Here is a 24,645-nt window from a genome sequence, read left to right as displayed (position 1 = left end):
TCTTGTCTCCTGTCTCTTGTCGTCTGTATCAGTGAATGCCGAAGCGCCCCTGCGTTCCCTGCTCGATCATGTCCGCGCCGACGCGATACAGGTTGCGCGACACGTAACTGGGCACCTGTCGCGCGCGCTCGCGCAGCCACTCGGCCTTGAGCGAGCGCGCCTCCGCGATCTCGGGCGCATCGCCCTCGGCGATGGCCAGCAGGTCGATCACGTGCAGCGCCAGCTGCCAGCGGCCTTCCTTCGCCAGGCTGCACGCATGCGCGATCACGCCGCGCTTGTCGGTGATGGCCTCGGCCACGGCCCGGCCGATGGTCTCGGGCGCCTCGGGGTGCAGCGATGTCGGGTTGCGGTCCCACCAGCCGTTCTCCGAGCGGTAGATGTCGCGCACGATGTAGCCGGGGTCGCCGTAGGTGGGCTTCATCCACTCGACACCGAACAGCTCGTCGGGAAAGCGGATGCGCGCGAGCACGCCGCGCTCGTTGAAACCCTCGTTCATCAGCCGCACGACCTCGGCGCGCAGCCAGCGCAGCGCACGCGCGGTGTGCGTGAGCACGTGACGCACCTGCTCCTCGCCTTCGAGCGTGGCGCCGAACTCGCGCACCGCCTTGCGCGCACCGAGCGCCGCGAGCGCATCGAGCGTGTCGGCCCAGCGCACCGTGTCGCGCATCGTGCGAAAGGGCGTGCCGATGTTGGGAATCGAGTCGATCAGCGCCGCGCCGCCGTACAGCACGCGCTGCGACGGGCTCCACAGCGCGATCGCGTCGTCGGTCTCCGAAGGCGCCCAGCGCAGCTCGATACGGCTGTCGCCCTGGCCGATATGCAGCCGGTCGTCGAAGGTCCCCGTGGGCGCGTGCATGGTGAGCCGACGGTCGAAGAAGCCGGCGGGCCGGTTGAACTGGATCTCGGCCATGCGGTGCTGCAGCGCCTCGGTTTCCCGGTAGCGGGCCTGGCGTCGCAGCACGTTGCGGTGGGCAATGACGCGCGGCGGCGCATCCCCGCGCTGCGCGGCATGCGCGAGCCACATCGGCACGCCGGAGTTGTAGCCCACGTGCCCGTGGCTGTAGCAAAGCGCATGCAGCGGCGCGTTGCTGAGCTGGCGCACCGCGTCGATCATTCCCTGCGTCACCGGGCCGCCCGGCCCGGCATCGATCACCACCAGGCCGGCGTCCGTCTCGGCCACGAAGGACTGACCCTGCCCGCGCAGGATGTGCAGGCCCGGCGCCACCGTCTCGGTGCCCGTGCCGACGATGAGGAAAGGCTTCTCCTGCTCGGCCTTGTCGATGTTGCTCTTGTCTTTCGCGTTCATGCAGCCTCCCCGGTACGGACCAGTGCCGGCAGCGCATAGCGGCCGTCCAGCATTTCCTCGCGCGGCACATAGGCGCGCAGGCAGAGATAGAAATCGCCGGCAGGTGCCGGCAGCCAGTTCGCCTGCGCGGCCTCGCCTTCGGGGCGCGCATGCTGGATATGCAGCGTGAGCCCGCCGTCGGCGTCGCGGCGCAGGTCGGGCGTGCGGTCGCCGATCGCGTAGCGGTCGATGGGGTTGTCCACCAGCATGTAGTCGCGGCTGTCGTACATCGTGAGCGACCAGAAGGCTTCGACCGGCGGCAGCGCGCCGGGCGCGAAGCGCAGCGTGTAGCGGCCGCTTCCGTTGAGCTTGCGCCCCGAGGCGTCGTTCCAGGCCAGCGGATAGGTCGCCTCGCGGCTCTCGAGCATGCCGATGTACTTGAGCGCCACCAGCGCGCGCGCCAGGTGGTCGTCGCCGAAGCTGCCTTCGACCAGCGGCATCTGCACCCAGCCGGAGGGCGCCGTGGACCCGGACTGCGCGCCGCGCAGCCGCGGCAGCACGGCATCGAGCGCGTCCTGCAGCACGGCGAGCTGCATGTCGTCGAGCGCATCGACGTCAGGTCCGAGACCGAGCGAGGCGAAGCGGGCGAGCAAGGCTGCATCGCTCGCCGGCGGCGGGTTCTCGCGCAGCGCGCGGTTCACCTGCGCCGCGAAGTGTTCGGCGCTCAGCGGCGCCTTCGGGTCGCAGGCCGGGTCGAAGTGCTTCGGCATCGAAGAGGTCTTGCCCGCTTGCCAGTCGCCGAGCGTGCGCACGATGAAGCCGTCCTGCAGCGCATTGACGGCAGGCACGTCCTGTGGCCCGTCGACCAGGATGCGGCCGATCACCCAGAGCCAGCGCGTCGGCGCCTCGACATGCGAGCCGGCCTCGCGGAACGCGGCCGGCACTTCGCCGCGCCAGCCCGGCGGCGTGACGAGAAACGAGCGCGCGGCCGTGCCCGTGAGCCGCTGGCCGATGTGCGCGAAGGGGTTCGTGTAGAAGTCCAGCAGGCCCAGCACGTAGTAGCGCCCTGCGGTATCGGGCACATCGATCACGAGCGGCCTGTCGCCCAGGTCCAGCCAGGCGTTGGTGTAGAGCGTGTCGTTGTTCGGCGTCACCACGCGGCTCTTGCCCGCGCCCAGCAGCTGACGCGCGTGCGTGAATACGTTGCACCAGCGATGGGGCTTCGGAGCTTCTCCTGCGACGTCGGTGCGCTGCGGCGAGGTGGCCGCGCGCATGCGGCTCATCTCGTAGAGCGGGAAGGCGTAGACGATGGCCTCCTCGGCCAGCGTGCGCTGTTGTTCGTTGTCGATGGTCGCCTGCATGGCTCAGCCCTCCCGTGCCTGCAGGGCCGGAACGCGCCAGCTCTGCACGCCTTCGCGCGGGTAGTACATGCGCAGGATCAGGTAGAAGCGCCCGGCCGGCGCGGGCAGCCAGTTGGCGGCGTCGGCCGGACGCACGTGGCTCATGCGGATCTCCAGGCTGCCGTCGGCACCGTACTTCAGGCCCGGCGTGCGGTCGCCGATGGCGTGGCGCTTGATCTCGTTGGGATAGAGGAATCGGTCGGCGTCGTAGAGCGTCACCGACCAGAAGGCATCCGCCGGCGGCAGGTCGTCGGCCTCGAAGCGCATCGTGTAGCCGCGCTTGCCGTCCAGCGGCTCCTGCTTCGCGTCGTAATGCGCCGCGGCGTACACGGCCTCGCTGGTGGCCAGCGCGCCCAGGCCCAGGTAGGCGGTGCGAGCGCGACCGAGGAACTCGTTGCCGTAGCGGCCCGTGGCGGGTGCCATCGACCAGGGCTTGGGACGGCGGTTGCGGCCCGCTGCGCCGACCAGCTGCACGCCTTCGGCGAAGCCCTCGATCAGGCCCTCGCGTGCGGGTTCGTCCAGCGTGTCCCACGAGAAGGCGGCATCCGGCCGCAGCCCGGCCTGGCCGAACCAGGCCACCAGCGCGCGGTCTTCCACGCGGCCCGGCGCCTCGGCGAGCTCCCGGCACATGTTGGTGAAGAAGCGCTGCGCCACCTGCGCGGCCGGCTCGCCGTTCTCGAAGGCTGCGGCCATCGCGTCCACCGGAGGGCCGTCCCAGTGCTCGACAGCGGACGGCCGACCCTGCAGCACGGTGCCGGGGGCGGGTGCCAGCCTGATCTCGGACTGCAGCGCGCGCGCTGCCGGCCAGTCGCTTTCGTCGCCTACGAGGATGCGGCCGATCAGCCAGACGAGGTCGGTGGGGCAACGCACCACGCGATGGCCGGCGAGCGATGCGGGCACCGTGCCGTTCGGCCCGACGAGCACCACGGTCTCTCCATCGGGGTTGCAGTTGCGCGGCCCCAGGTTCTCGAAGTTCTCGGTATAGGCGTCGTACAGCGGCAGCACGAAGTAGCGCCCCGGGTGGCGCGACGACGCGGGCACCGTCAGCAGCATCGGCCCGTGGGCCAGGTGGACCCATGCGATGGTGTAGAGCAGGTCGTTGGCCGGGGTCACCACGTCGCGGTCTTCATGGGTGGAGGGGCGTGGTGCGTGGTGCAGCGTGTTCAGCGGCGCGCGCACGTCCGAGCCGTGCGAGGCTCCGGCGCGGCGCTCGGCCTGCGGCGCGGTCTGCATGGCGCAGGTGCGGTAGGTCTCGGTGAGCGGGTAGCCGTAGACGAAGGCGGCCAGGCCGACGGAGCGGGCGAGCGCCTTGCGCGCGAGGACGACGGCGAGATCGGGATCGGGAGCGTTCATGGTGGATGTCTCTTTGCTGGAGTTCATGGAATGCGGATGGGCGCGGCGCTCAATCGAGCTTCACGCCAGTGGCCTGCGTGAGCCGCAGCGTCACGGGAAGGAATGCCTTGTAGGCGGCAGTGGCCTCGGCCGGCAGGTTGCCCACCGGCTCGGCGCCCAGCTCCTCGATGCGCCGGCTCACTTCCGGCTGGCGGACCACAGCGCTGACTTCGCGTCCGAGCCGTTCGATCACCGCGTCGGGCGTCTTCGCCGGTGCCATCAGCGAGGTCGGCCCGGTGAGCGCGTACACCTCGTCGGCGTAGCCCTGCTCGGCGAAGGTCGGCACATCGGGCAGCGCCCTGGCGCGGCGCGGGCCGGCCACCGCCAGCGGCCGCAGCTTGCCGGCCGCGATGTACGGCTGCAGCGTGGTGACCGAGCCCACGGTCATGTTGATGACGCCGCTGATCAGGTCCACCGCCATCGGGCTTTCGCCCTTGTAGGGCACGTGCAGCGTCTGCAGGCCGTAGGTCTTGTCCATGTAGACCTGGATCTGGTGCGGCTGCGTGCCAGGGCCCCAGGAGCCCATCGTGTACTTGCCGGGCGCGGCCTTCACGGTGGCGATCAGGCTCTTGAAGTCCTTGGCCGGCACCGAGGGATGCACCGCCAGCACGGTGCGCGTGGTGGCGATGTCCGAGACCATGCGCAGGTCGGTGCGCGGGTCGTAGGGCAGCTTGCTGTAGAGCACCATGTTCGCGGTGACCGGGCCCGGCACCGTCAGCAGCAGCGTGTAGCCGTCGGGCGCGCTCTTGGCGACGTAGTCGGTGCCGATGATTCCGCCCGCGCCGCTGCGGTTCTCGACCACCACCGGCTGGCCCAGCCGCTTCGACAGCCCCTCCGCCACGATGCGCGCGAGGATGTCGGTGGAGCCACCCGCCTGGTACTGCACGATGATGCGCAGCGGCTTCGACGGAAAGGGCGCATCGGCCTGCGCGCCGCCTGCTGCGAGCGCGATGGCGGCGCCGATGCCGAGCACGGCGCGTTGTCTCTTCGATGTCGTCATGCGATCTGTCTCCGGTCGTTGTTCATCCGGCGCGTCCGACGACCAGCGCGTCGACCGCCACGCAGCCGCCGTCGGCCAGCGGCCGCGCGATCAGCGGGTTGATCTCGGCGCTGTCGAGCGAATCGCCGGCGCGCAGCGCGAAACCGGCCAGCGCACACAGCGCATCGGCGATCGAGCCGAGGTCGACCGGCGCACGGCCGCGCGCCCCATCGAGGATCGCGAAGGCGCGCAGCTCGCGCACCATGGCCAGCGCGTCGTCGCGCGTGATCGGCAGCGCGCGCAGCGACACGTCGCGCAGCGTCTCGACGTGAATGCCGCCCAGGCCGAACATCAGCACCGGGCCGAACACCGGATCGCGATGCACGCCCGCGATGCATTCGACGCCGCCGCCCAGCATGCGCGCCACCAGCGCGCCGTCGAGCCGCGCATCGGGCCGCGCGGTGAGCGCGTGGTCGCGCGTCCGCTCGAAGGCGGCGCGCGCCTGCGCCGCGCCGCGCAGGCCGAGCGCCACGCCGCCGACGTCCGACTTGTGCGGGACGTCCGCGCTCACGATCTTCACCACCACCGCATCGCCGATCGCTTCAGCGGCGGCAGCGGCCTCGTCGGCGCTGCGCACCACGCGGTGCTCGACCACGGGCACGCCGGCTTCGGCGAGCAACGCCAGCGCGTCGGGCTCGGACATGGTGCCGGGCGCGAGCTTCAGCGGGTTCGACGCAGGAGCGGAGGCTGTCGAAAGCGGCGCGCCGGTCTTCAACCCGGCCAGCGCGGCAATCGTGCGGATGCCATCCGACGGATCGGCGAACACAAGGCAGCGCATCGCCTCCAGCTCGGCGCGGCGCTCGGGCGCCAGCAGCGTGCTGATGGCGAGCAGCGTGTCGGGGTAGGCCTTGCGCAGCGAGCCCACCAGCTCGCGCAGCACCGGCCAGAACGCATCCGACGCACCGGCGGCTGCGAGAAAGCCCATCCACGACGCGAAGCCGCGGTCGTCGAGCATCACGCGCGCGCTGCGCTCCAACAGGCTCATGTCGTTCGTGACCTGCCCGGTGATGTCGACCGGGTTGCGCGGCGCCGCGAAGGGCACCCAGCTGCGCAGCGTGCCCTGCGCGGCATCGCTGAGCGGCTGCACGTCGAGGCCCTGTGCCGAGGCCTCGTCGGCCATCAGCGCGCCCACGCCGCCCGAGAGCGTGAACAGGCCGATCGAGCGGTCGCGCGGGCGACCGGCCACCGCCGCGCTATGTGCCAGGTCGAAGAACTCGGTGAGGTTGCGCGCGCGCAGCACGCCGTACTGGCGGAACACCGCGTCGTACACCGCGTCGTCGCCCGCCAGCGCGGCGGTGTGCGAGGCGGCGGCCTGCGCGCCCAGCGCCGTGCTGCCGACCTTGACCATCACCACCGGCTTGCCGTTCGCCTGCGCGAGGGCCAGCGCGGCGCGCAGCCGGGGGCCGTCGCGGCAGCCTTCCATGTAGCCCATGATCACGTCGGTGGCCGGGTCCTGCGCGAGCCAGGCCAGGCAGTCGGCGAACTGCACGTCGGCCTCGTTGCCGGTGGTGGCCCACAGCGACAGGCCCACGCCGCGGGCCCGCGCCATCGAGTAGGCGTACGCGCCGAACGCGCCCGACTGGCTCACCAGCCCGATGCGCCCCGCGCTCACGCGACCCACGCCGGGCGCCGGAGAGAACGTGGCGTACACGTTGCGCGCGATGTTCATGAAGCCCAGGCAGTTGGGCCCGATGAGCCGCACGCCGGCCGCGCGCGCCTTGTCGCCCAGCCGTGCCTGCGCGGCCGTGCCCTCGGCGCCGATTTCCGCGAAGCCCGACGAGAACAGCACCACGCCCTTGACCTTCGCGGCGATGGCATCGTCGAGTGCGCTGTCGACCAGGGCGGCAGGCACGGCGAGGATGGCCAGGTCCACCGGCTGGCCGATGGCGCGCAGGCTGGGCCATGCCTGCAGCTCCTGGATGCGGTCGGCGTTGGGGTTGACCGGGTAGAGCGCGCCGTCGAAGCCGAAGCGGCGCTGGTAGTCGACCGGAATGCCGCCGATCTTCTGCGGGTTGGAAGAGGCGCCGACCACCGCGATGGCGCGCGGCGCGAACAGGGCCGAGAGCGATTCGGCCTGGGAACTGAAGAAATCCATGGAGTGTGGCGTAGAGGTTTCAGAAGTTGTGGCGGATGCCGGTGGCGAGCACGCGCACGCCGTTGCCGCTGTCGGGCGCGACCGCGATGGTCGCGAGCGAGGCCGATGCGCCGTTGCGGTTGAGCAGGCGAAGCCAGCGCGCGTACAGCACCGTGCGCTTGCTCAGGTAGTAGTCGTAGCCCAGCGTCCAGGCCAGCTGCGAGCGGCCGGTGTCGTCCACCTTGCGCTGCATGGCCTCGAACATGAGGTTCGAGGCCGGCGTCACGTTGTAGGTGACGCCCAGGCTCGCCAGCTTCGCCGTGGGCACGCGCGGCAGGCTGGAGCTGTTGCGCACGTAGTTGCCATAGAACTGCAGCCCGATGTCCGGCAGCTCGTAAGCGCCGCTCAGCGCCTGGTAGGTGGTGGCGGCCGGGTCGGCCACGGGCGCGGCCGCCGAGCCGGAGCGCGCGCGCTGGAACGCATAGGCGATGTAGTAGGGCTTGCGAGACCAGCCCAGGCTGCCGCCGTAGAAATTGCCGCTCTGGTGGCTGGGCGCGCTCGATTCGCCCGGCGCGTAGGCGATGTCCGCGAAGAAGTCGCTGCTGGCCGGCGTGCGGTAGCGAATCATGTTGCTGGCGCGGGCCGCGAAGGGCGTGAGCCCCGGCTGCGCGTCGGTGGCGGCCACCAGGTTGATCGGCGAGAACACCGAGTTCACGCCGTACGGGTCGGCCTTGAACAGCGTGTAGAACATCGGCGTGTACATGCGGCCCGCGTCGATCTGCCCCCACGGCCCCGACAGGCCGACGAAGGACTGCCGGCTGAACGACATGGCCGGCCCGGGCAGCGTGCCGTTGCCGGTGTCGGGCGCGAAGCCGCTCTCCAGCGTGAAGTGCGCGCTGAGCCCGCCGCCGAGGTCTTCGGTGCCGCGAAAGCCCAGGCGCGAGGCGGTCTGGCCGCCGTCTTCCAGCCGCTTCGACGACGTGTTGCCCGACTTGGCGAAGGCCATGTAGAGGTCGACCGTGCCGTAGATCGTCACGCTGCTCTGCGCCAGCGTGAGCGAGGAGTAGGCCGCCAGCGCGAGGCCGGCGGCTGCTGTCTTCTTCATGTGTCGTATGTCTCCGGTAGGGCTTGTCGCATGCGGGTGATGCATGTCGGTGCCGCTTGTGTGCTTGTGGATGTCCGGTGCTTACGATAGAAATGACGGACTCCCGAATCTGTCAACGCTTTGACAGATTCATGAACATCACGGAAGGGAGAACCCGCTGACCCGATCGCCCCGCTCAACCCCTCGGAATGCAGAAGAAAGCACCGCGCTCATCGAGCGCGCGCTGCGCTGGAACGAGCTGTTCTCGCGCTGGCCCGACGCGCGCCGCACCGAGCTCATGAAGTCGGCGCGCATGGAGCGCTACAGCCGGCGCACGCAGGTGCTGGCGCACGACCGCAGCCGGCGCGAGCTGCTGGTGGTGGTGTCGGGATGCCTCGAGATCAGCAGCATGAGCACCCATGGGCGCAAGTACGTCAACGCGCTGCTCGGGCCGGGGCAGGTGGCGCCGCTGGTGCGCCTGCTGGAAGACGTGCCGCTGCCCTACGACTACCACGCGCACGAGGACTCGGTGATCATCCACCTGCCCAGCGATGCCGTGATCGCGGTGCTCGACGCCGAGCCGGTGCTGTGGCGCGACGTGGCCAAGCTGGGACTGCAGCGCCAGCGGCTGAGCATCGTGCTGCTGCAGAACCAGATGCTCAACTCGATCCACGGGCGCGTGGCCGCGACGCTGATGAGCCTGGTCCACTTCTACAACGGACAGGGACCGGGCGCGGGAGAAGGCGACGATGCCGGCCCGCTGGTGCGCCTGTCGCAGAACGACCTGGCGGCCATGCTCGGGCTGTCGCGCCAGACCATCAACAAGGAACTGGGGCGCCTGGTGGAGGAGGGCGCCATCGACATGCGCTACAAGCGCATCCGCATCGTCGATGCCGAGCGGCTGGCGCGCATCGCCGCCGGCACCTGAGCAAGACGCTCAGGGGTGGATCTTCTCGCCCTTGGCCAGCATCTCGACGAACTGCGCGATGCGGCGCGCGCGGGTCTCGGGCTTCTTCGCGCTCTGGGTGCGGAACAGAATCGCGAAGCGGTTGCGCGAATCTAGCGTGGCGAAGAACTTCGCGGCTTTCTTGTCGGCGTCGAGCGCGGCCTGCAGGTCGGGCGGCACGGTGGCTGCGGCTACGCCTTCGTAGGCCGCGTCCCAGCGGCCGTCGGCCTTCGCGCGTTCGATCTCGGCATGGCCGGCCGGCTGCATGCGGCCTTCCTCGATGAGCTTCAGCACCTTGGCGCGGTTGATCTGCGACCAGATGCTGCGCTTGGTGCGCGGCGTGAAGCGCTGCTGGAAGTACTGCGCGTCGTCGCTCTTGCGCTGGCCGTCGATCCAGCCCCAGCACAGCGCTTCTTCGAGCGCCGCGGCGTAGTCGATGGAGGCGATGCCGCTGTCCTTCTTGGCGATGCGAAGCCACACGCCGGCGGAGCTGGCGTGGTGGCGCTTGAGCCAGCGCGCCCACGAGGCGGCATTGGTGCACTCGACGGGCGTGTCGTGCACGACGCGCTCTTCTGTCTTGCTCATGGCACCCACCAGTAGCGCAGCGCGTGGAAGTAGATGGGCGCAGCGAAGATCACCGAATCGAGCCGGTCGAGCATGCCGCCGTGGCCCTCGATCATCGAACCCCAGTCCTTCACGCCGCGGTCGCGCTTGATGGCCGACATCACGAGGCCGCCGAAGAAACCCATGAGGCAGATGGTGAGCGCCATCAGCGCCGCCTGCCACGGGTTGAAGGGCGTGGCCCAGTACAGCGCCGCGCCCAGCGCGGTGGCGCTCGCCACGCCGCCGATCAGGCCTTCCCAGGTCTTGGAGGGCGACAGCTCGGGCGCCACCTTGCGCTTGCCGAAGAGCTTGCCCCACACGTACTGCAGCACGTCGCTGCCCTGCACCACGATCACCAGGAAGGCGATCAGCAGCAGGTTGCGGCCCTCGAAGCCCGGAATCTGCAGCGTGAGCAGCGCGGGTACGTGGCTGATGCAGAACACGCAAACCATCAGCCCCCACTGGATCTTCGAGGTGCGTTCAAGGAAGCGCCGCGTGTCGCCGCTCACCGCCGCCAGGATGGGCAGCAGCAGGAAGGCATAGACCGGGATGTAGATGGCGTAGAGCCCGTACCAGTCGATCCAGATCAGGAAGTACTGCCCCGGCAGCGCGAGGTAGAAGGCCAGCGCGATCGGCGCATGGTCGCCGCGCCGCGTGTAGGCCAGGCTGATGAACTCGCGCAGCGCGTAGAACGAGATCAGGTAGAACAGCACGATCACGCCGCCCTTGCCGAAGGCGAAGGCGATGCCGATCACCGCCACCATCACCCACCATGCGTTGACGCGCGAGTTGAGGTTGTCGATCACCGAATGCGGCTGGCCGTGCGCCACCCGCCACTTGAGCAGCGCGCCGATGGCCGAGGCCAGCACCAGCACGCCGGCCACGCCACCGAAGAGCTTGAGCGTGGTCCATGCGAAGGGAGAAAGCTCGATCATGCGGCGGTCCCTCCGTTGTTGTTCTGGCTGCCGGCCGTGCCGTTCTCGTCGATGCGGTCGTACTCGGGCCGCAGGTCGAGCATGGCGGCGCGGGCCCGGGCGATGAAGCTGTTCTTGTCCTCGCCCTCGGCCAGCGAGATCGGCGCGCCGTAGCGCACCGTGCAGGCCAGCGGGATCGGCACCAGCGTGCCCTTGGGCAGCACGCGCTTGAGGTTCTCGATCCACACCGGTACCAGCCGCACGTTGGGGCAGGCGCGCGCCAGGTGGAAGAGGCCGCTCTTCAGGGGCAGCAGGATCTCGTCGCCGGTGTTGCGCGTGCCCTCGGGGAACATGATGAGCGAGTCGCCGGCGTCCAGCGCCTGCTTCATCTGCTCGACCGGGTTCTCGCCCTGGCCCGAGCCGTCGCGGCGGATCATCAGCGCGTTGAACACGTCGATGCCGATGAACTGCCGCGTCTTCGAGGCCATCCAGTAGTCCTGCCCGGCAACCGGGCGCGTGAGCGCGCGCAGGTCGGGCGGCAGGGTGGCCCACAGCAGCACGAAGTCGCCGTGGCTCGTGTGGTTGGCGAAGTACAGCGTCTGCTCGGCCTTCGGCGTGGAGCCCGACCAGATGGCGCGCACCCCGGTCAGCAGCCCGGCCGCGCCGATGATGAGCTTGCCCGCCACGATGGCGAGGCCACGCCGCAGCACGGTGCTTTCGGGCTTTTCGTCCTTGTTCTTGTTTTCTTCTTCTGCGTTCAAGAGATGTCCTGTGTCATCAAGGCAAGTAGGAACATGGCGCTCTGGCAGGCCACCACGATGGCGTGGCGCTGCATGAGCTGGCGGGTGCCCTGCACGCGGTCGTCCAGCGGGCGGGGAGCGTGCTGCGAGGGCGGAGGCTCGCGCAGGCCGAGGGAGGCGAGCGAGCGGTCGAGGGCGTCGAGCGAGGCGACGGTGTTGCGCGCCAGGCCGTCGAACAGCGCCTCGTCGAAGCGCAGCCGGAACGCGAAGTAGCGTTCCAGCGCCCCGAGGATGACCACGGCGCCGAAGCCCATGGTGGCGGTGGTCGAGAGCGAGCGCAGCGTCAGCGCGAGCACCAGCGCCGAGATACAGGTGAGCGCGAAGCCCCAGAGGGCCAGCAGCGCCATCGCGCGCAGCAGCGCCGCGAGCGCGGCGCAGGTGGTTCTGTCGTTGTCATCGGTCATGGCGCGGCACCTCCTGCAAGGGCTTGATCGGCTCCAGCGACATCCGCCAGGCGTCCCGCAGCACGATCTGCGGCCGCGCCCGGCGCACCGTGTCCTCGGCCTGGGCGACGCCGCCGGCCGCCCCGTAGCGGCCCAGCCAGGCGATCACCGCCGCCGCGCTGCGCGAGAAGCCGAGCGCGCAGCAGACCCACACTGTGGCACCGTCCGCGCTCCTGCGCTGGCCTTCGATGACGGCGGCCGCGCGCTGCAGGCGCATGGTGGGCGGCACCGTCAGGTCGAGCACCGGCACGCAGCGCGCATGCGGCACGCCGGCAGGCATCTGCAGCTCGGCGCACAGGCTCACCAGCCGGGGCCGCCCGGCGGCCAGCCATTCGGCGTGCGTCGGCCGGCGGCCCAGCCGAAGGCCCGGCACCACCTCGACCGAGGCCGGCAGCTTGCGGGTCCAGAGCCAGGCATTGACGGCTGCGCCGAGCCGGTAGGGCGCCAGCATCCAGCGTGCGGCCCAGCCCATGCGGCCATGGCCGTTCATCTGGAAGCCGCGTGCGCCGAAACCGGCGTAGTTCAGCGACACCAGCGCGAGCGAGGCGGCCGGCCATGCGAGCCACAGCGCGATGCCGCCGCCGTAGAGCGCGGCCGCCAGGAACAGCGCCGCGCCCACGGCATAGAAGCCCGCCAGCTTCCAGCGCTGCGCATCACTGGCGGTGCGCCATGCGCGCGGCATCGACACCACGCGCTCCAGCGGCCACAGCCACACGCAGAACAGGCCGAGCAGCGCGCCGGTCGGAATGTCGATGAAGTGGTGCTGCCAGGTCGTGAGCACCGAGGCGCAGATGGCGAAGGCCCACAGGTGCAGCACCAGCCGCGCCCACAGCGGCCGGATGAACTGCCGATACCAGTCCCAGAGGATCACCGCCAGCGCGATGTGCAGCGACGGCGCCTGGTTGAAGGGCTGGTCGAAGCCGCGCAGCGCGTTGAACAGGAAGGCCGGGGCCCCGTCGACCGGCGGCTGCCCGAAGCTGAAGTGCAGCGGCCAGAGGATGAAGCAGGTGCAGGCGACCAGCGTGGCAGTCACCAGCCGCAGCGCATGCCGGTCGAGCGTGTGCCGGCTGCGCGCGAGGAACAGCGACAGCGCGTAGAAGACGTTGATCGTCCAGTACGGGAAGATGGTCCACGGCCAGAACGGCACCTGCCGCTCCCACTCGAAGGCCATCGAGGGCACGTCGGCGCGCGTGGTGGCCCACCAGTTGGCGAAGCCGTAGGTCGCGTAGAACAACGGCCCCAGGAACACCAGCCAGGCGGCGGCGCGCTTCCATGGCCGTCGTGCCAGCGGGGCGCTCATTGCAGGGCCTCGGTGCGGCGTGCCGCTGCGCTCATCGCTCGGTGCGCACCGCCAGCGACACCGTGAAGATGCCCCATTCGTCCACCCGCTGGTCGATCTTGCGAAAGCCCGCTTCCTCCACCAGCTGGTCCATTTCGTACTGGGTGCGGCGGCGCATCACCCAGGCCTCGCCCTGGCGGTGGCTGGTGAGGGCGCGCGCGATCATCTCGAGCTGCGGATGCCATGGCTGGCCGGTGTAGACCAGGTAGCCGCGGTCTTCCACCGCGTCGCCCACGCCCGCGAGCGAGCGGCGCACCATCTCGTTGTCGGGGAAGAGCTCGTACAGGCCCGACACCACGGCCAGCGTCGGCCGCGGCGTGACGCTGGCGAGGCTCATGCGGTCGAAGGCGTCGGCCTGCACGAACCGCGCGACGTCTTCCAGGCCTTTCTCGGCGATGAGCGCGCGGCCGTCGCGCACGTTGATGTCGCTGTAGTCGCGCAGCAGGATCGAACTGGCCTTGACGGGGCTCGCCAGCACCGCGTCGAGCACGTAGCGGCCGTGGCCGGCGGCGATGTCCATCAGGCGCACCTCGCGGTGCATTTCGGCCAGCCGCTCCATCGCGATGCGCAGCAGCTCCTCGACGTGGATCTTGCGCTGGCGGATGCCGCGCCAGCCGATCGACTCGAGGTAGGTCTTGTCGATCGAGCGGCCGATGAACGAGCTGCCCTGCGGATGATTGCGGTAGACGTAGTCGAGCGTGCTGCCCGAGTCGAAGCCGGTTTCGTGGCCCAGCTTGATGCCCTCGGACATCGTGCCGCCCAGCTTCAGCCCGGCGCGCGTCATGACCCAGTAGGCGCCGCGCGGCGACAGGGGCGAGAGCGGCTCGGCCAGCGCGCGCGATTCGTCGGCCGTGTCGCCGCTCAGGTGCGCCTCGCGGCGGTCGACCGGCACGGCGGGCTCGTCGAAGCGCTGGAGGATGAATTCGCGGATCTGCGCCACGGCCGGCGCGCGGTCCTTCTCGCCCAGCGTGTCGTGGAAGAAGCCCGGCAGCTCGGTCTTGGTCTTCACCGCGCTGCCCAGCCGCTCGAAGAACTGGTGCTGTGGCTTGTGGTGCACCACCCAGTCGGCGCCCGAGATGAGCAGCTGCACCGGCAGCGTGATCGCGTTGGCGTCGGCCACCACGCGGTCGGCCGCCTCGTACAGGCCCAGCAGGATGTTCACCGCGATGGGCCGGCTGATGAGCGGATCGCTCTCGTAGCTGGCGATGCGCTCGGGGTCGTGCGTGAGGAACTTCGCCTTCACGTAGCTGTTGACGAAGAACAGCCCGCGCAGCTTGTGCATCAGCGCCAGGCCGGGCCGCGCGAACGGCACGTAGAGCTTGACCTTGAAGGCCGGCGAGGCGAGCGTGAGGCCGCGCACCTTGGGGGCGTAGTCGTGCGCCCAGGTGGCGATCAGCACCGCGCCCACGCTCTGCGCGACCACGTGGATGTCCTGCTCGGGCACGCCGTGGACGGCGCCGATGTGCTGCACGAAGGTCTGCACGTCGCGCACCGAGGTGCCGAAGCTGGGGCTGTAGCCGCGCTGGCCGGGCGAGCGCCCGTGGCCGCGGGCGTCCCAGGCGTAGAAGTCGAAGTCGGGCAGGTCGAGTTCGTCGACCAGGTGCGCCATGCGCGCGCCGTGCTCGTGGCCGCGGTGGAACAGCAGCACGGCGCCGCGCCGCGCCGCGCCCGTGGCGGGCCAGCGGCGGTAGAACAGCGATTCGCCGTCGTGCGTCTGGAAGTGGAGTTCTTCGGCGATGCGAGAAGTCGTATTTGTCATTGAGTCCCTGTGGAATTGGTGTCGGCCTCCGCCAGTGCCCGGCGGATGCGGTTGACGGTGGTCCAGGCCACGAGCGCGGCCAGCAGCGGCATCAGCCAGGCCGTCCAGCCCGGCAGCGGCCCGCCCAGCGCCACGTAGAGGCCTAGCGCGCCGAACACGAAGGCCCGGTCGCTCTTGCCCAGCGGTCCGTCGTAGCGGCGCGAGGCACCCACGGTGGGGCCCAGCGCGCCGGCGAATTCGCTCAGCCCGGCCAGCACGATCACCGTGCCGACCCAGAAGCCGCCGAAGGGCTGCACCAGCGCGAAGGGCAGGTACAGCGCCGCGTCGGAGACCACGTCGGTCAGTTCGTTGAGGAAGGCGCCCAGCCTGCTTTGCTGGTTGTGCTCGCGCGCCAGCATGCCGTCGATGGCGTTGAAGGCCATGCGCAGGAACATCCACAGCGGGATGAGCCCGAAGGCCGCCAGCGAGGGCGCCGCGAAGAAGAGCCAGAGCCCGAGCGCGACCGAAACCACGCATGCCGCCAGCGTGACCTGGTTGGCCGTGACGCCCATCGCATGCAGGCGGACCACCAGCGGCCGCAGCAGTGCCTGGAAACGCGGCTTCAGTTCGTAGATCGACACGTGCTGGCTTCCCCTCGTTCGTTATATGGCCGAAGCATTCTGCCAGTGTGTGGCAGGTACTAAACTCCCCGGCGAAGACCCCTCCGCAATGACCATCCAGACTGACGACTTCGCGCCCGCCCCCCAACGCGTGGTGTCCGCCGCCCCGGCCTCTCCCAACGAGGAGGCCATCGAACGGGCCCTTCGCCCCAAGCTGCTCGACGAGTACGTCGGCCAGGCCAAGGTGCGCGAGCAGCTCGAGATCTTCATCGGCGCCGCGCGCAAGCGGAAGGAGGCGCTCGACCACGTCCTGCTGTTCGGCCCGCCGGGCCTGGGCAAGACCACGCTGTCGCACATCGTCGCGGCCGAGCTGGGCGTCAACCTGCGCCAGACCTCCGGCCCCGTGCTCGAGAAGCCCAAGGACCTGGCGGCGCTGCTGACCAACCTGGAGCCGAACGACGTGCTCTTCATCGACGAGATCCACCGCCTGAGCCCGGTCGTCGAGGAAATCCTGTACCCCGCGCTGGAGGACTACCAGATCGACATCATGATCGGCGAAGGCCCCGCGGCGCGCAGCATCAAGCTCGACCTGCAGCCCTTCACGCTGGTGGGCGCCACCACCCGCGCCGGCATGCTGACCAACCCGCTGCGCGACCGTTTCGGCATCGTCGCGCGGCTGGAGTTCTACACGCCCCAGGAGCTCGCGCTGATCGTGCGCCGCAGCGCAGGCCTGCTCAAGGTGGAGGCCGACGAGGCCGGAGGCTTCGAGATCGCCCGCCGCTCGCGCGGCACTCCCCGTATCGCCAACCGTCTGCTGCGCCGCGTGCGCGACTACGCCGAGGTCAAGGGCAACGGCCGCATCACCGAAGACATCGCGCACCGGGCGCTGGCCATGCTCGACGTCGACCCGCAGGGCTTCGACCTGATGGACCGCAAGCTGCTCGAGGCCGTCATCCACCGCTTCGACGGCGGCCCGGTCGGCCTGGACAACGTGGCCGCCAGCATCGGCGAGGAGCGCGACACCATCGAGGACGTGATCGAGCCCTATCTCATCCAGCAGGGCTACCTGCAGCGCACGCCGCGCGGACGCATCGCCACCCTGGCCGCGTACCGCCACCTCGGCGTGGCCCCGCCTTCCGGCCGTGCCGACGGCCCCGACCTTTTTGGAACCTGACCCCCATGCACACCCACGACCTGAGCGCCTGGCAGCACGACCACCATTTCGGCGCCGACACCTCTTCCGCCGAGCGCAGCACGCGTCTCGTGATGTGGATCACCTTCGCGATGATGGTCGTCGAGATCGGCGCCGGCTGGTGGTTCAACTCGATGGCGCTGCTGGCCGACGGCTGGCACATGAGCTCGCACGCGCTGGCCATCGGCCTGAGCGCCTTCGCCTATGCGGCCGCGCGCCGCTATGCGCGCGACCCGCGCTTCGCCTTCGGCACCTGGAAGATCGAGGTGCTCGGCGGCTTCGCGAGCGCGCTGGCGCTGCTGGGCGTGGCCGCGCTGATGGTGGTGGGCTCGCTGGAGCGGCTGTGGTCGCCGGCGGCGATCCACTATCCCGAAGCCATCACGGTGGCGGTGCTGGGGCTGGTGGTCAACCTGGTCTGCGCACGGCTGCTGGGTGGGGCGCATCATCACCACGGGCATGACCACGGCCATCACGGCCATGACCACCACGATCATGGGCACGGCCATGGCCACGACCTGAACCTGCGCTCGGCCTACCTGCACGTCGTGGCCGACGCCGCGACCTCGGTGCTCGCCATCGCGGCGCTGCTGGGCGGCTGGTTCTACGGCTGGGCCTGGCTCGACCCGGCGATGGGCATCGTCGGCGCGGTGCTGGTGGCGGTCTGGGCCAAGGGACTGCTGAAGGAAACCGGCAAGGTGCTGCTCGACCGCGAGATGGATCACCCGGTCACGCAGGAGATCCGCGAAGGCGTCGAGACCATGCTGGCCGACTCCGAGACCCGCGTGGCCGACCTGCACGTGTGGCGCGTGGGCCGTGACGCATACGCCTGCGCGCTCACCGTGGTGACGCACTCGCCGACGCTCACGGCCGACGAGGTGCGGGCGTGCTTCTCGATGCACGAGGAAATCCGCCACTCCACGGTGGAGATCCAGCGCTGCGCCGACTAGTTTGACTCCTTCCCCCGCTGGGGGAAGGCGCAAGCCAAAGTCAGGCGACCTTGGCGCGCGCGTGGCGCACGATCAATATCTGAGCCGCGTAGTAGGTAGCCAGCACCCACAGCGGCGCCAGCGGCAGCGGCGTCACGAACTGGTTGGTGGCCAGCAGCGAGTCGCTGAGCATGAAGAAGCAGGCACCCACCGCGACCCAGGCCGGGGACGAGTCCGAATCCTTCAGCACGGCGGCGCGCCCGATGGCCTGCGCAGCCATGCAGGCGATCACCACCACATAGGCGCCGACCGGAATCCGCAGGGCCGCGGGCAGTCCGCCCTGCCAGAGGAAGGCGTACATGCCGGCGCCGATCAGCAGCGTCGCCGCCAATACCCCGCGGCGCGGAAACATGCCGATGCCGATGCGGAACAGCGCGATGTAGGCGAGGTGGGCCAGCAGGAAGCACACGAGGCCGGGAACGAACATCCTGTCCGGCCCCATCAGCAGCACGTCGCCCGCCAGCGAGGCGACCAAGCCGGCCAGCAGCAGGCCGTCGAAGCCGGTCACGGAGCCTGCAGACATCGCCCGCCGGGCCGCGAAGAAGATCGCGATCGTCAGCGCCAGCGGCTTGAAGACGTGGTGCAGCCAGCCGATGCCCAGTGCCGCGCTGGCCGTGGCCAGGGCCGCCGCCTCGACCAGCAGAACCTCGGTGACGGTCAGCCGCCCCTGCAACACGCCGCCGATGGCCCACAGCATGGCCGTCAGCGCGGCCAGCCACACGGCGGACTTCGCCAGCGGCATCTGGTCGGAGAACCACAGGAAGACCACCGCGAACCCGATCAGCAGCAGGAATTGAATGCCCGCGAACCATTGCACGCCCGGGCTCACCGCCGGCTCGTAGCGCGTCACACGGGCGATGTCGAAGGCCGGCTTCGGAAAACGCGCCGCCACGTCGGCCGGCCGCCAGCCGGGCGGCTTGATCCACACGCGCAGCTTGTCGGCCCAGCTGCGCGCGTGCCATGAGTCTTTCGCGAGCGCCCAGTACACCTCGGCGTTGGCCCACAGCGGGTCCCAGCTGCGCAACTCGCCGCGCGTGCCGTAGACGCAGCGCTCGTCCTCCTCGCGGAAGCTGCCGAACATGCGGTCCCACACGATCAGGATGCCGCCGTAGTTGCGGTCGAGGTAGCTGTCGTTCACCGCGTGGTGCACGCGGTGGTTCGATGGCGAGCAGAACCAGCGGTCGAACCAGCCCAGCTTGCCCACCTGCTCGGTGTGCACCCAGAACTGGTAGAGCAGGTCGATCAGCGCCACCACGCCGAACACCAGCGGCGGCACGCCCGCCACCGCCATCGGCAGGTAGAAGATCCAGCCCAGCAGCGCGCCGCTGGAGGTCTGCCGCAGCGCGGTCGACAGGTTGTAGTGCTGGCTCTGGTGATGCACCACGTGCGCCGCCCACAGCACGGCCGACTCGTGGCCCATGCGGTGCAGCCAGTAGTAGCAGAAGTCGTAGAACAGCAGGGCGAGCAGCCAGCCGTACCAGGTGGTCCAGAACTCCTTCGCGGCCTCCTGGGGAAAGAGCGCCACCGCCGAATACACGGCCGTGTAGATGCCGATGCGCAGCAGCCCGGTGAGCACCGCGCTGACCTGGCTCAGCATGCCCAGGCCGATGCTGTTCACGGTGTCGGCGAGGCGGTAGGTGTCCTGCCCGGCGCCGCGGCGGGCGCGGGCACGGCCGACAGCGAATTCGATCGCGATCAGCAGGAAGAAGACGGGGGTTGCGAGAACGATGATCTGGCCAGGACGCATCGCGCGATTGTGGCGTTGCCACAGCCCCACAAGTCATCGGGATGTCACGGGGGCGCCATCGTATGGTCACCCGGCGGTGGGAGCCTACCGGGCCATGCAACGCGACGACGCTTTCCTTCGCGCATGGCGCGACACCGCGGTCCGGGCCCTCGACCCGGAGGACGACGACCGTGCGCGTCCACCACTGCAATTCCGAACCCTCTGGATCTCCGACCTGCACCTGGGCACGCCCGGCTGCCAGGCCCGGGCCCTGCTCGACTTCCTCAAGCACACCGAGTGCGAGACGCTGTTCCTGGTCGGCGACATCATCGACGGCTGGCAGCTCAAGCGGCACTGGTACTGGCCGCAGGCGCACAACGACGTGATCCAGAAGCTGCTGCGCAAGGCGCGCAAGGGCACGCGCGTGATCTTCATCCCGGGCAACCACGACGAGTTCGCCCGCAAGTACCTGCACCACAACTTCGGCGGCATCGACGTGGCCGAGGAATGGATCCACGAGACGGCCGACGGCCGCAAGCTCTGGATCATCCACGGCGACCTGTTCGACGGCGTGATCCAGTGCGCCAAGTGGCTGGCCTACGTGGGCGACTCGCTCTACGAATTCACGCTCAAGCTCAACCGCCACCTCAACTCGCTGCGCGCGCGCATGGGGCTGCCCTACTGGTCGCTTTCCAAGTACCTCAAGGGCAAGGTCAAGCGGGCCGTGAGCTACGTGGGCGACTTCGAGAAGGCCGTGGCCCGCGAGGCCCGCAACCGGGGCGCGCAGGGCGTGGTCTGCGGCCACATTCACCATGCCGAGATGCGCGACATCGACGGCATCCTCTACTGCAACGACGGCGACTGGGTCGAGAGCCTGACGGCGCTGGCCGAGCATGCCGACGGCAGGCTGGAAATCATCGAGTGGGCACAGCACATGCCCGTGCCGTCGAAGGCGACGCCGCAGCGCGAGGTCGTTGCGGCCTGACTCGAGAAGAGAGGCAGGGCCGCCGGGGTCAGCCCTTGCGGTCGTTCGGCTTCGTCGCGTGCTCGAGCTGCTCGCGCCAGGCGTCGTAGTGCCTGAACATGCTCTTGCCCAACTCGTCCATCCACAGCCACCAGGCCAGCGCGAGGTTCTCGGGGCCGTCGGGTTCCGGTGGATTCCGGGAAAGCGTGGCGTCAGGCTGTTCCGGCAACTCGTAGTCGCACAGGCGCTCGACGCTGCTGTGCGAAAAGCCGGGAATGACAGTGCTCACTGCAATGCTCCTTCGGGGGCGGCGCTTTCTTCTCTGCCGCCCGGAACAACAACTCCCCGGGGGCGATTGAAGCAGGAACCGGTGCCCCGCCGTATCGGACTATCCCGAATGAAAACAAAGGTCTACGGAAATCCGTGAGTCCCGGCGGCGCACGACGCGCACCGCCACGTTCGTCCGATCCGACGATGCCGGCCGGCCCCGCCGGCATCACACTCGGGCGGAGCATTCCGACAGGAGACGACGAACATCATGGCCTGGGCACTCACGACCGCGGAGGCCGCGTTCCGCGACGAGGTCAGAGACTTTCTCGCGCGCGAGCTGACGCCCGAGCTGCGCGCCGCTGGCCGGCGCAGCTCCGGCATCTTCAGCGACCACGAATTCGGCAACCGCTGGCACCGCATCCTCGCGAAGCGCGGCTGGAGCGTTCCGCACTGGCCGGTGGAGCACGGCGGCACCGGCTGGTCGCCGATGCAGCACTACATCTTCTCGGCCGAGCTGGCGGCAGCCGACGCACCGCCGCGCGCGCCCATGGGCCCGGGCATGGTGGCGCCTGTGATCATCGCCTTCGGCACCGAGGCGCAGAAGCGCGCGTGGCTGCCCGGCATCCGCTCGGGCGAGGACTACTGGTGCCAGGGCTATTCCGAGCCGCAGTCGGGCTCCGACCTGGCCTCGCTGCAATGCAAGGCGGTGCGCGATGGCAGCCACTACGTCATCAACGGCACCAAGATCTGGACCACCCACGCACAGTACGCCAACCGCATGTTCTGCCTGGTGCGCACCACGTCGGGCGGCAAGCCGCAGCAGGGCATCAGCTTCCTGTGCTTCGACATCCCGGCGCCGGGCATCACCATCCGGCCGATCATCAGCATCTCGGGCGACCACGAGCTCAACCAGGTGTTCTTCGACGACGTGCGCGTGCCGGCCGAGGGGCTCATCGGCGAGGAGAACCAGGGCTGGACCATCGCCAAGTACCTGCTGCAGCACGAGCGCGGCGGCGCGTGGGCGCCGATGCTGCGCGCCCGCCTGCGCCGGCTGCAGGCGGCGGCCGATGCGGCTTTCGCGGCCGCGGCGCACGACACGCACGAGGCCGACGACATGGCCCTGCGCCTCGCCGAGGCCGAATGCGCCATCGACGCGCTCGAGGCCACCGAGCTGCAATCGCTGCGTGCCCAGGCCCGCGGCGAGCCGCACGGCATACGCCCGTCGATGGGCAAGGTGCTGGGCTCCGAGCTGCGCCAGCGGCTGACCGAACTCGGCGTCGAAATCGCCGCCCACTACGCCGCGGCCGATCTGCCACTGGACGACGGCCTGCAGGGCGGCGAGCTGCCCATTCCCGAGGACGCCGTGTTCTCCATGTCGGCCTACCTCAACGACCGCGCCGCTTCGATCTACGCGGGCTCCAACGAGGTGCAGCGCAACATCGTCGCGGCCCACCTGCTGGCGAACTGAGGCTCTTCGATGACGACAGCCACCACCGAGCGCGACGACACCCTGGCGATGCTGCGCGACAGCCTCGCGCGCTACCTCGACGACAACCACGGCTTCGAGCAACGCCTGTACGCGCTGCGCAAGGCCGACGACGCACCACCGCCGTTCTGGCGCGGCCTTGCCACCGAACTCGACCTGCTGGGCGCGGCCCTGCCCGAGTCGGCGGGTGGCCTCGGCGGCGGCATGGCCGCGCACCTCGCGCTGATGGAGACGCTGGGCGGCGCGCTCGCCGCCGAGCCGTACCTGTCGACGATGGTCATCGGCGCAGGCCTGCTGCAGCGCAACCCCGGCGCACAGGCCGACGCGCTGCTGGGGCGCGTGGTCGCGGGCGAGGCCGTGCTCGCGTTCGCGCACGGCGAGCCGCAAAGCAGGCATGACCGCGCCGACGTGCAGACCGAATTCGTGCGCGATGCCGACGGCTCCTTCCGCCTGAACGGCCGCAAGGCCGTGGTGCACGCAGCACCATGGGCCAGCCACCTGCTCGTGAGCGCGATCGGCAGCGCCGGCCTCTCGCTGTTCGTCGTCCCGAAGAACACGCCCGGCCTGCGCCTGCGCGCTTATCCGACGCGCGACGGCGGCCGCGCCGCCGACATCGTCTTCGACAACGTGCGCCTGCCGGCCGACGCATTGCTGGGCGAGGAGGGCGGCGCACTGCCGAAGATCGAACAGGCGCTCGACGAGGCCACGCTCGCTGTCTGCGCCGAGTCCATCGGCGTCATGCGCCGCCTGATGCGCGACACGCTCGACTACGTGCGCCAGCGCAAGCAGTTCGGCGTGCCGATTGCCAGCTTCCAGGTGCTGCAGCACCGCCTGGCCGACATGCACATGGCGCTGGAGCAGGCCGCAGCGCTCACCGCCAGCGTGGGTGAAATCATCGACGACGCATCGAGCGGCGAACGTGCGCGTGCCGTCTCGTCCGCCAAGGTGGCTGCCGCCAAGGCATGCAAGGCGGTCGGGCAGGGCGCGGTGCAGCTGCATGGCGGCATGGGCATGACGGAGGAGCTGGCAGTCGGGCATTACGTGCGCCGCGCCACGCTCATCGAGGGCCAGTTCGGCCCGCCGTCCTGGCACCTGCGCCGCGTCGCGAAGCTGCGCGCAGCCCTGGTGCAGGCGCAGGCGTAGCGCATTCGTCGCTTTCGACGATGCGGCGCCGTGGGGCCGGCGCCAAGATGTCTCCACACACAGGAGACAGACCATGGCAGGTCCACTGCAAGGCCTTCGGGTGATCGAGATGGCGGGCATCGGCCCCGGCCCGTTCTGCGCGATGCTGTTCGCCGACATGGGCGCGGAGGTGATCCGCATCGAGCGCCCCGGCACGCGCACCGCGCCGCACGACATCCTCGCGCGCGGACGCAGCACGCTGCAGGTCGACCTGCGCGCGGAAGGTGCGGCGCAGTCCGTGCTCGACGCCATCGCCAAGGCCGACGTGCTCGTCGAGGGCTTCCGCCCCGGCGTGATGGAGCGGCTGGGGCTGGGCCCCGCCGAATGCCACGCACGCAACCCGCGGCTGGTGTACGGCCGCATGACCGGCTGGGGCCAGCACGGCCCGCTCGCGCACGCTGCGGGGCACGACATCAACTACATCGCCATCAGCGGCGCGCTGCACGCCATCGGCCGCGCGGGCGAACCGCCGGTGCCGCCGCTGAACTACGTGGGCGACTTCGGCGGCGGCGCGATGCTGTTGGCCTTCGGCATCCTGGCCGCGTTGCACGAGGCGAAGAACTCCGGCCAGGGCCAGGTGGTCGATGCCGCCATGACCGACGGCGCGGCGCTGCTGTCGGCCATGATGTACGGCTTCAAATCGGCGGGGCAATGGAGCAACCAGCGCGGCGAGAACATGCTCGACGGCGGCGCGCACTTCTACGACACCTACGCCTGCGCCGACGGCAAGTACGTGGCGGTGGGCGCCATCGAGCCGCAGTTCTACGCGTTGCTGCGCGAGCGCTGCGGCATCGCCGACGACACCGCATTCGACGCGCAGATGGACGCCGACCGCTGGCCGCTGCTCAAGCTGCGCATGGCCGACGTGTTCCGCACGCGCACGCGCGACGAGTGGTGCGTGCTGCTCGAAGGCAGCGACGCCTGCTTCGCGCCCGTGCTCGACTGGGACGAGGCGCCGGAGCACCCGCACAACGTGGCGCGCGGCACCTTCGCCAACGTGGGCGGCGTGGTGCAGCCCGCGCCCGCGCCGCGCTTCAGCCGCACCGCGCCGGTGCTGCCGCAGGCGACCGCGCGCGACGACGGCCCTGCCGTGTTGCGCCGCTGGGGCGTGGCGGCGGATGCGATCGCGCCTCTTGCGCCTCTTGGCAGTGCCTGAAGGAGA

The 24,645-nt window shown here is 70.1% G+C and carries 23 protein-coding genes; 7 read left to right on the top strand and 16 right to left on the bottom strand.

Going from position 1 to position 24,645, the window contains the following annotated elements; genetic code table 11:
• Positions 1 to 28 precede the first annotated feature (28 nt).
• From BMY35_RS26250 to BMY35_RS38360, 7 genes are all read right to left on the bottom strand, one after another.
• Positions 29 to 1,306 carry an alkyl sulfatase dimerization domain-containing protein gene (locus BMY35_RS26250; RefSeq protein WP_093205786.1) on the bottom strand — a complete coding sequence of 426 codons (1,278 nt, stop codon included), beginning with the start codon at positions 1,304 to 1,306 and terminating at the stop codon, positions 29 to 31.
• On the bottom strand, positions 1,303 to 2,646 hold the full coding sequence (locus BMY35_RS26245; RefSeq protein WP_093205784.1) for a DUF1254 domain-containing protein: 1,344 nt from the start codon (positions 2,644 to 2,646) through the stop codon (positions 1,303 to 1,305). Before BMY35_RS26245 ends, BMY35_RS26250 begins: the two co-directional genes overlap by 4 nt.
• A 3-nt stretch (positions 2,647 to 2,649) precedes the next feature.
• Positions 2,650 to 4,038 (bottom strand): DUF1254 domain-containing protein, encoded by a 1,389-nt coding sequence (locus tag BMY35_RS26240; protein WP_093205782.1) that lies wholly within the window; start codon positions 4,036 to 4,038, stop codon positions 2,650 to 2,652.
• Between the two features lie 49 nt (positions 4,039 to 4,087).
• Entirely contained in the window at positions 4,088 to 5,077 is a 990-nt protein-coding gene (locus BMY35_RS26235; protein ID WP_093205780.1) for a Bug family tripartite tricarboxylate transporter substrate binding protein, read from the bottom strand.
• Positions 5,078 to 5,099: 22 nt separating this feature from the next.
• Positions 5,100 to 7,211: an acetate--CoA ligase family protein gene (locus BMY35_RS26230; RefSeq protein WP_093205778.1), complete on the bottom strand. Its 2,112-nt coding sequence runs from the start codon at positions 7,209 to 7,211 to the stop codon at positions 5,100 to 5,102.
• A 19-nt stretch (positions 7,212 to 7,230) separates the two neighbouring features.
• Positions 7,231 to 8,295, bottom strand: coding sequence for a porin (locus BMY35_RS26225; protein WP_093205776.1), 1,065 nt, complete (start codon positions 8,293 to 8,295; stop codon positions 7,231 to 7,233).
• A 138-nt stretch (positions 8,296 to 8,433) separates the two neighbouring features.
• On the bottom strand, positions 8,434 to 8,589 hold the full coding sequence (locus tag BMY35_RS38360) for a hypothetical protein (RefSeq protein WP_170217215.1): 156 nt from the start codon (positions 8,587 to 8,589) through the stop codon (positions 8,434 to 8,436).
• Here BMY35_RS38360 and BMY35_RS26220 point away from each other — a divergent pair.
• A complete protein-coding gene (locus BMY35_RS26220; RefSeq protein ID WP_093206039.1) occupies positions 8,588 to 9,202 on the top strand; it encodes a Crp/Fnr family transcriptional regulator in 615 nt (204 codons plus the stop codon). The genes BMY35_RS38360 and BMY35_RS26220 overlap by 2 nt on opposite strands.
• 9 nt (positions 9,203 to 9,211) lie before the next feature.
• On the opposite strand, the gene BMY35_RS26215 is transcribed toward BMY35_RS26220, so the two are convergent.
• From BMY35_RS26215 to BMY35_RS26185, 7 genes are read right to left on the bottom strand one after another with little or no spacing between them, the layout of a single operon-like run.
• On the bottom strand, positions 9,212 to 9,805 hold the full coding sequence (locus BMY35_RS26215) for a YdeI/OmpD-associated family protein (protein WP_093205774.1): 594 nt from the start codon (positions 9,803 to 9,805) through the stop codon (positions 9,212 to 9,214).
• Positions 9,802 to 10,758: a phosphatidate cytidylyltransferase gene (locus BMY35_RS26210; RefSeq protein ID WP_093205772.1), complete on the bottom strand. Its 957-nt coding sequence runs from the start codon at positions 10,756 to 10,758 to the stop codon at positions 9,802 to 9,804. Before BMY35_RS26210 ends, BMY35_RS26215 begins: the two co-directional genes overlap by 4 nt.
• Complete coding sequence (locus BMY35_RS26205; RefSeq protein ID WP_093206037.1) at positions 10,755 to 11,447, bottom strand: lysophospholipid acyltransferase family protein; 693 nt, start codon at positions 11,445 to 11,447, stop codon at positions 10,755 to 10,757. The genes BMY35_RS26210 and BMY35_RS26205 overlap by 4 nt, the downstream gene beginning before the upstream one ends.
• 47 nt (positions 11,448 to 11,494) lie before the next feature.
• Positions 11,495 to 11,941, bottom strand: a complete 447-nt coding sequence (locus BMY35_RS26200; RefSeq protein WP_093205770.1) for a hypothetical protein — start codon at positions 11,939 to 11,941, stop codon at positions 11,495 to 11,497.
• On the bottom strand, positions 11,931 to 13,280 hold the full coding sequence (locus BMY35_RS26195) for a phosphatase PAP2/dual specificity phosphatase family protein (protein WP_093205768.1): 1,350 nt from the start codon (positions 13,278 to 13,280) through the stop codon (positions 11,931 to 11,933). The genes BMY35_RS26200 and BMY35_RS26195 overlap by 11 nt, the downstream gene beginning before the upstream one ends.
• 31 nt (positions 13,281 to 13,311) lie before the next feature.
• Complete coding sequence (locus tag BMY35_RS26190) at positions 13,312 to 15,078, bottom strand: bifunctional alpha/beta hydrolase/class I SAM-dependent methyltransferase (RefSeq protein WP_093205765.1); 1,767 nt, start codon at positions 15,076 to 15,078, stop codon at positions 13,312 to 13,314.
• On the bottom strand, positions 15,075 to 15,698 hold the full coding sequence (locus BMY35_RS26185; protein ID WP_093205763.1) for a CDP-alcohol phosphatidyltransferase family protein: 624 nt from the start codon (positions 15,696 to 15,698) through the stop codon (positions 15,075 to 15,077). Before BMY35_RS26185 ends, BMY35_RS26190 begins: the two co-directional genes overlap by 4 nt.
• A gap of 88 nt (positions 15,699 to 15,786) precedes the next feature.
• Between BMY35_RS26185 and ruvB the strand changes: the two genes are divergently transcribed.
• Together ruvB and dmeF are read left to right on the top strand one after the other, a co-directional pair.
• On the top strand, positions 15,787 to 16,851 hold the full coding sequence (gene ruvB / locus BMY35_RS26180; RefSeq protein WP_093205760.1) for a Holliday junction branch migration DNA helicase RuvB: 1,065 nt from the start codon (positions 15,787 to 15,789) through the stop codon (positions 16,849 to 16,851).
• Between the two features lie 5 nt (positions 16,852 to 16,856).
• Positions 16,857 to 17,816 (top strand): CDF family Co(II)/Ni(II) efflux transporter DmeF, encoded by a 960-nt coding sequence (gene dmeF, locus BMY35_RS26175; RefSeq protein WP_093205758.1) that lies wholly within the window; start codon positions 16,857 to 16,859, stop codon positions 17,814 to 17,816.
• A 40-nt stretch (positions 17,817 to 17,856) separates the two neighbouring features.
• On the opposite strand, the gene BMY35_RS26170 is transcribed toward dmeF, so the two are convergent.
• A complete protein-coding gene (locus BMY35_RS26170; protein ID WP_093205755.1) occupies positions 17,857 to 19,602 on the bottom strand; it encodes a lysoplasmalogenase family protein in 1,746 nt (581 codons plus the stop codon).
• Positions 19,603 to 19,696: 94 nt separating this feature from the next.
• Here BMY35_RS26170 and BMY35_RS26165 point away from each other — a divergent pair, with 94 nt between their 5' ends.
• Entirely contained in the window at positions 19,697 to 20,566 is an 870-nt protein-coding gene (locus BMY35_RS26165; RefSeq protein WP_093205753.1) for a UDP-2,3-diacylglucosamine diphosphatase, read from the top strand.
• A 28-nt stretch (positions 20,567 to 20,594) separates the two neighbouring features.
• Here the strand turns inward: BMY35_RS26165 and BMY35_RS26160 are convergent, their stop codons facing one another.
• Entirely contained in the window at positions 20,595 to 20,834 is a 240-nt protein-coding gene (locus tag BMY35_RS26160) for a hypothetical protein (RefSeq protein WP_093205750.1), read from the bottom strand.
• Positions 20,835 to 21,083: 249 nt separating this feature from the next.
• Between BMY35_RS26160 and BMY35_RS26155 the strand changes: the two genes are divergently transcribed.
• From BMY35_RS26155 to BMY35_RS26145, 3 genes are all read left to right on the top strand, one after another.
• Positions 21,084 to 22,283, top strand: a complete 1,200-nt coding sequence (locus tag BMY35_RS26155; protein WP_093205748.1) for an acyl-CoA dehydrogenase family protein — start codon at positions 21,084 to 21,086, stop codon at positions 22,281 to 22,283.
• A gap of 9 nt (positions 22,284 to 22,292) precedes the next feature.
• Positions 22,293 to 23,444 carry an acyl-CoA dehydrogenase family protein gene (locus BMY35_RS26150; protein WP_093205745.1) on the top strand — a complete coding sequence of 384 codons (1,152 nt, stop codon included), beginning with the start codon at positions 22,293 to 22,295 and terminating at the stop codon, positions 23,442 to 23,444.
• A gap of 73 nt (positions 23,445 to 23,517) precedes the next feature.
• Positions 23,518 to 24,639, top strand: a complete 1,122-nt coding sequence (locus BMY35_RS26145) for a CaiB/BaiF CoA transferase family protein (RefSeq protein WP_093205743.1) — start codon at positions 23,518 to 23,520, stop codon at positions 24,637 to 24,639.
• Positions 24,640 to 24,645 lie beyond the last annotated feature (6 nt).

This window comes from Variovorax sp. YR750 (assembly GCF_900109805.1).
Lineage (GTDB): Bacteria > Pseudomonadota > Gammaproteobacteria > Burkholderiales > Burkholderiaceae_C > Variovorax > Variovorax gossypii.
This window is presented reverse-complemented; position numbering and strand designations above follow the sequence as displayed.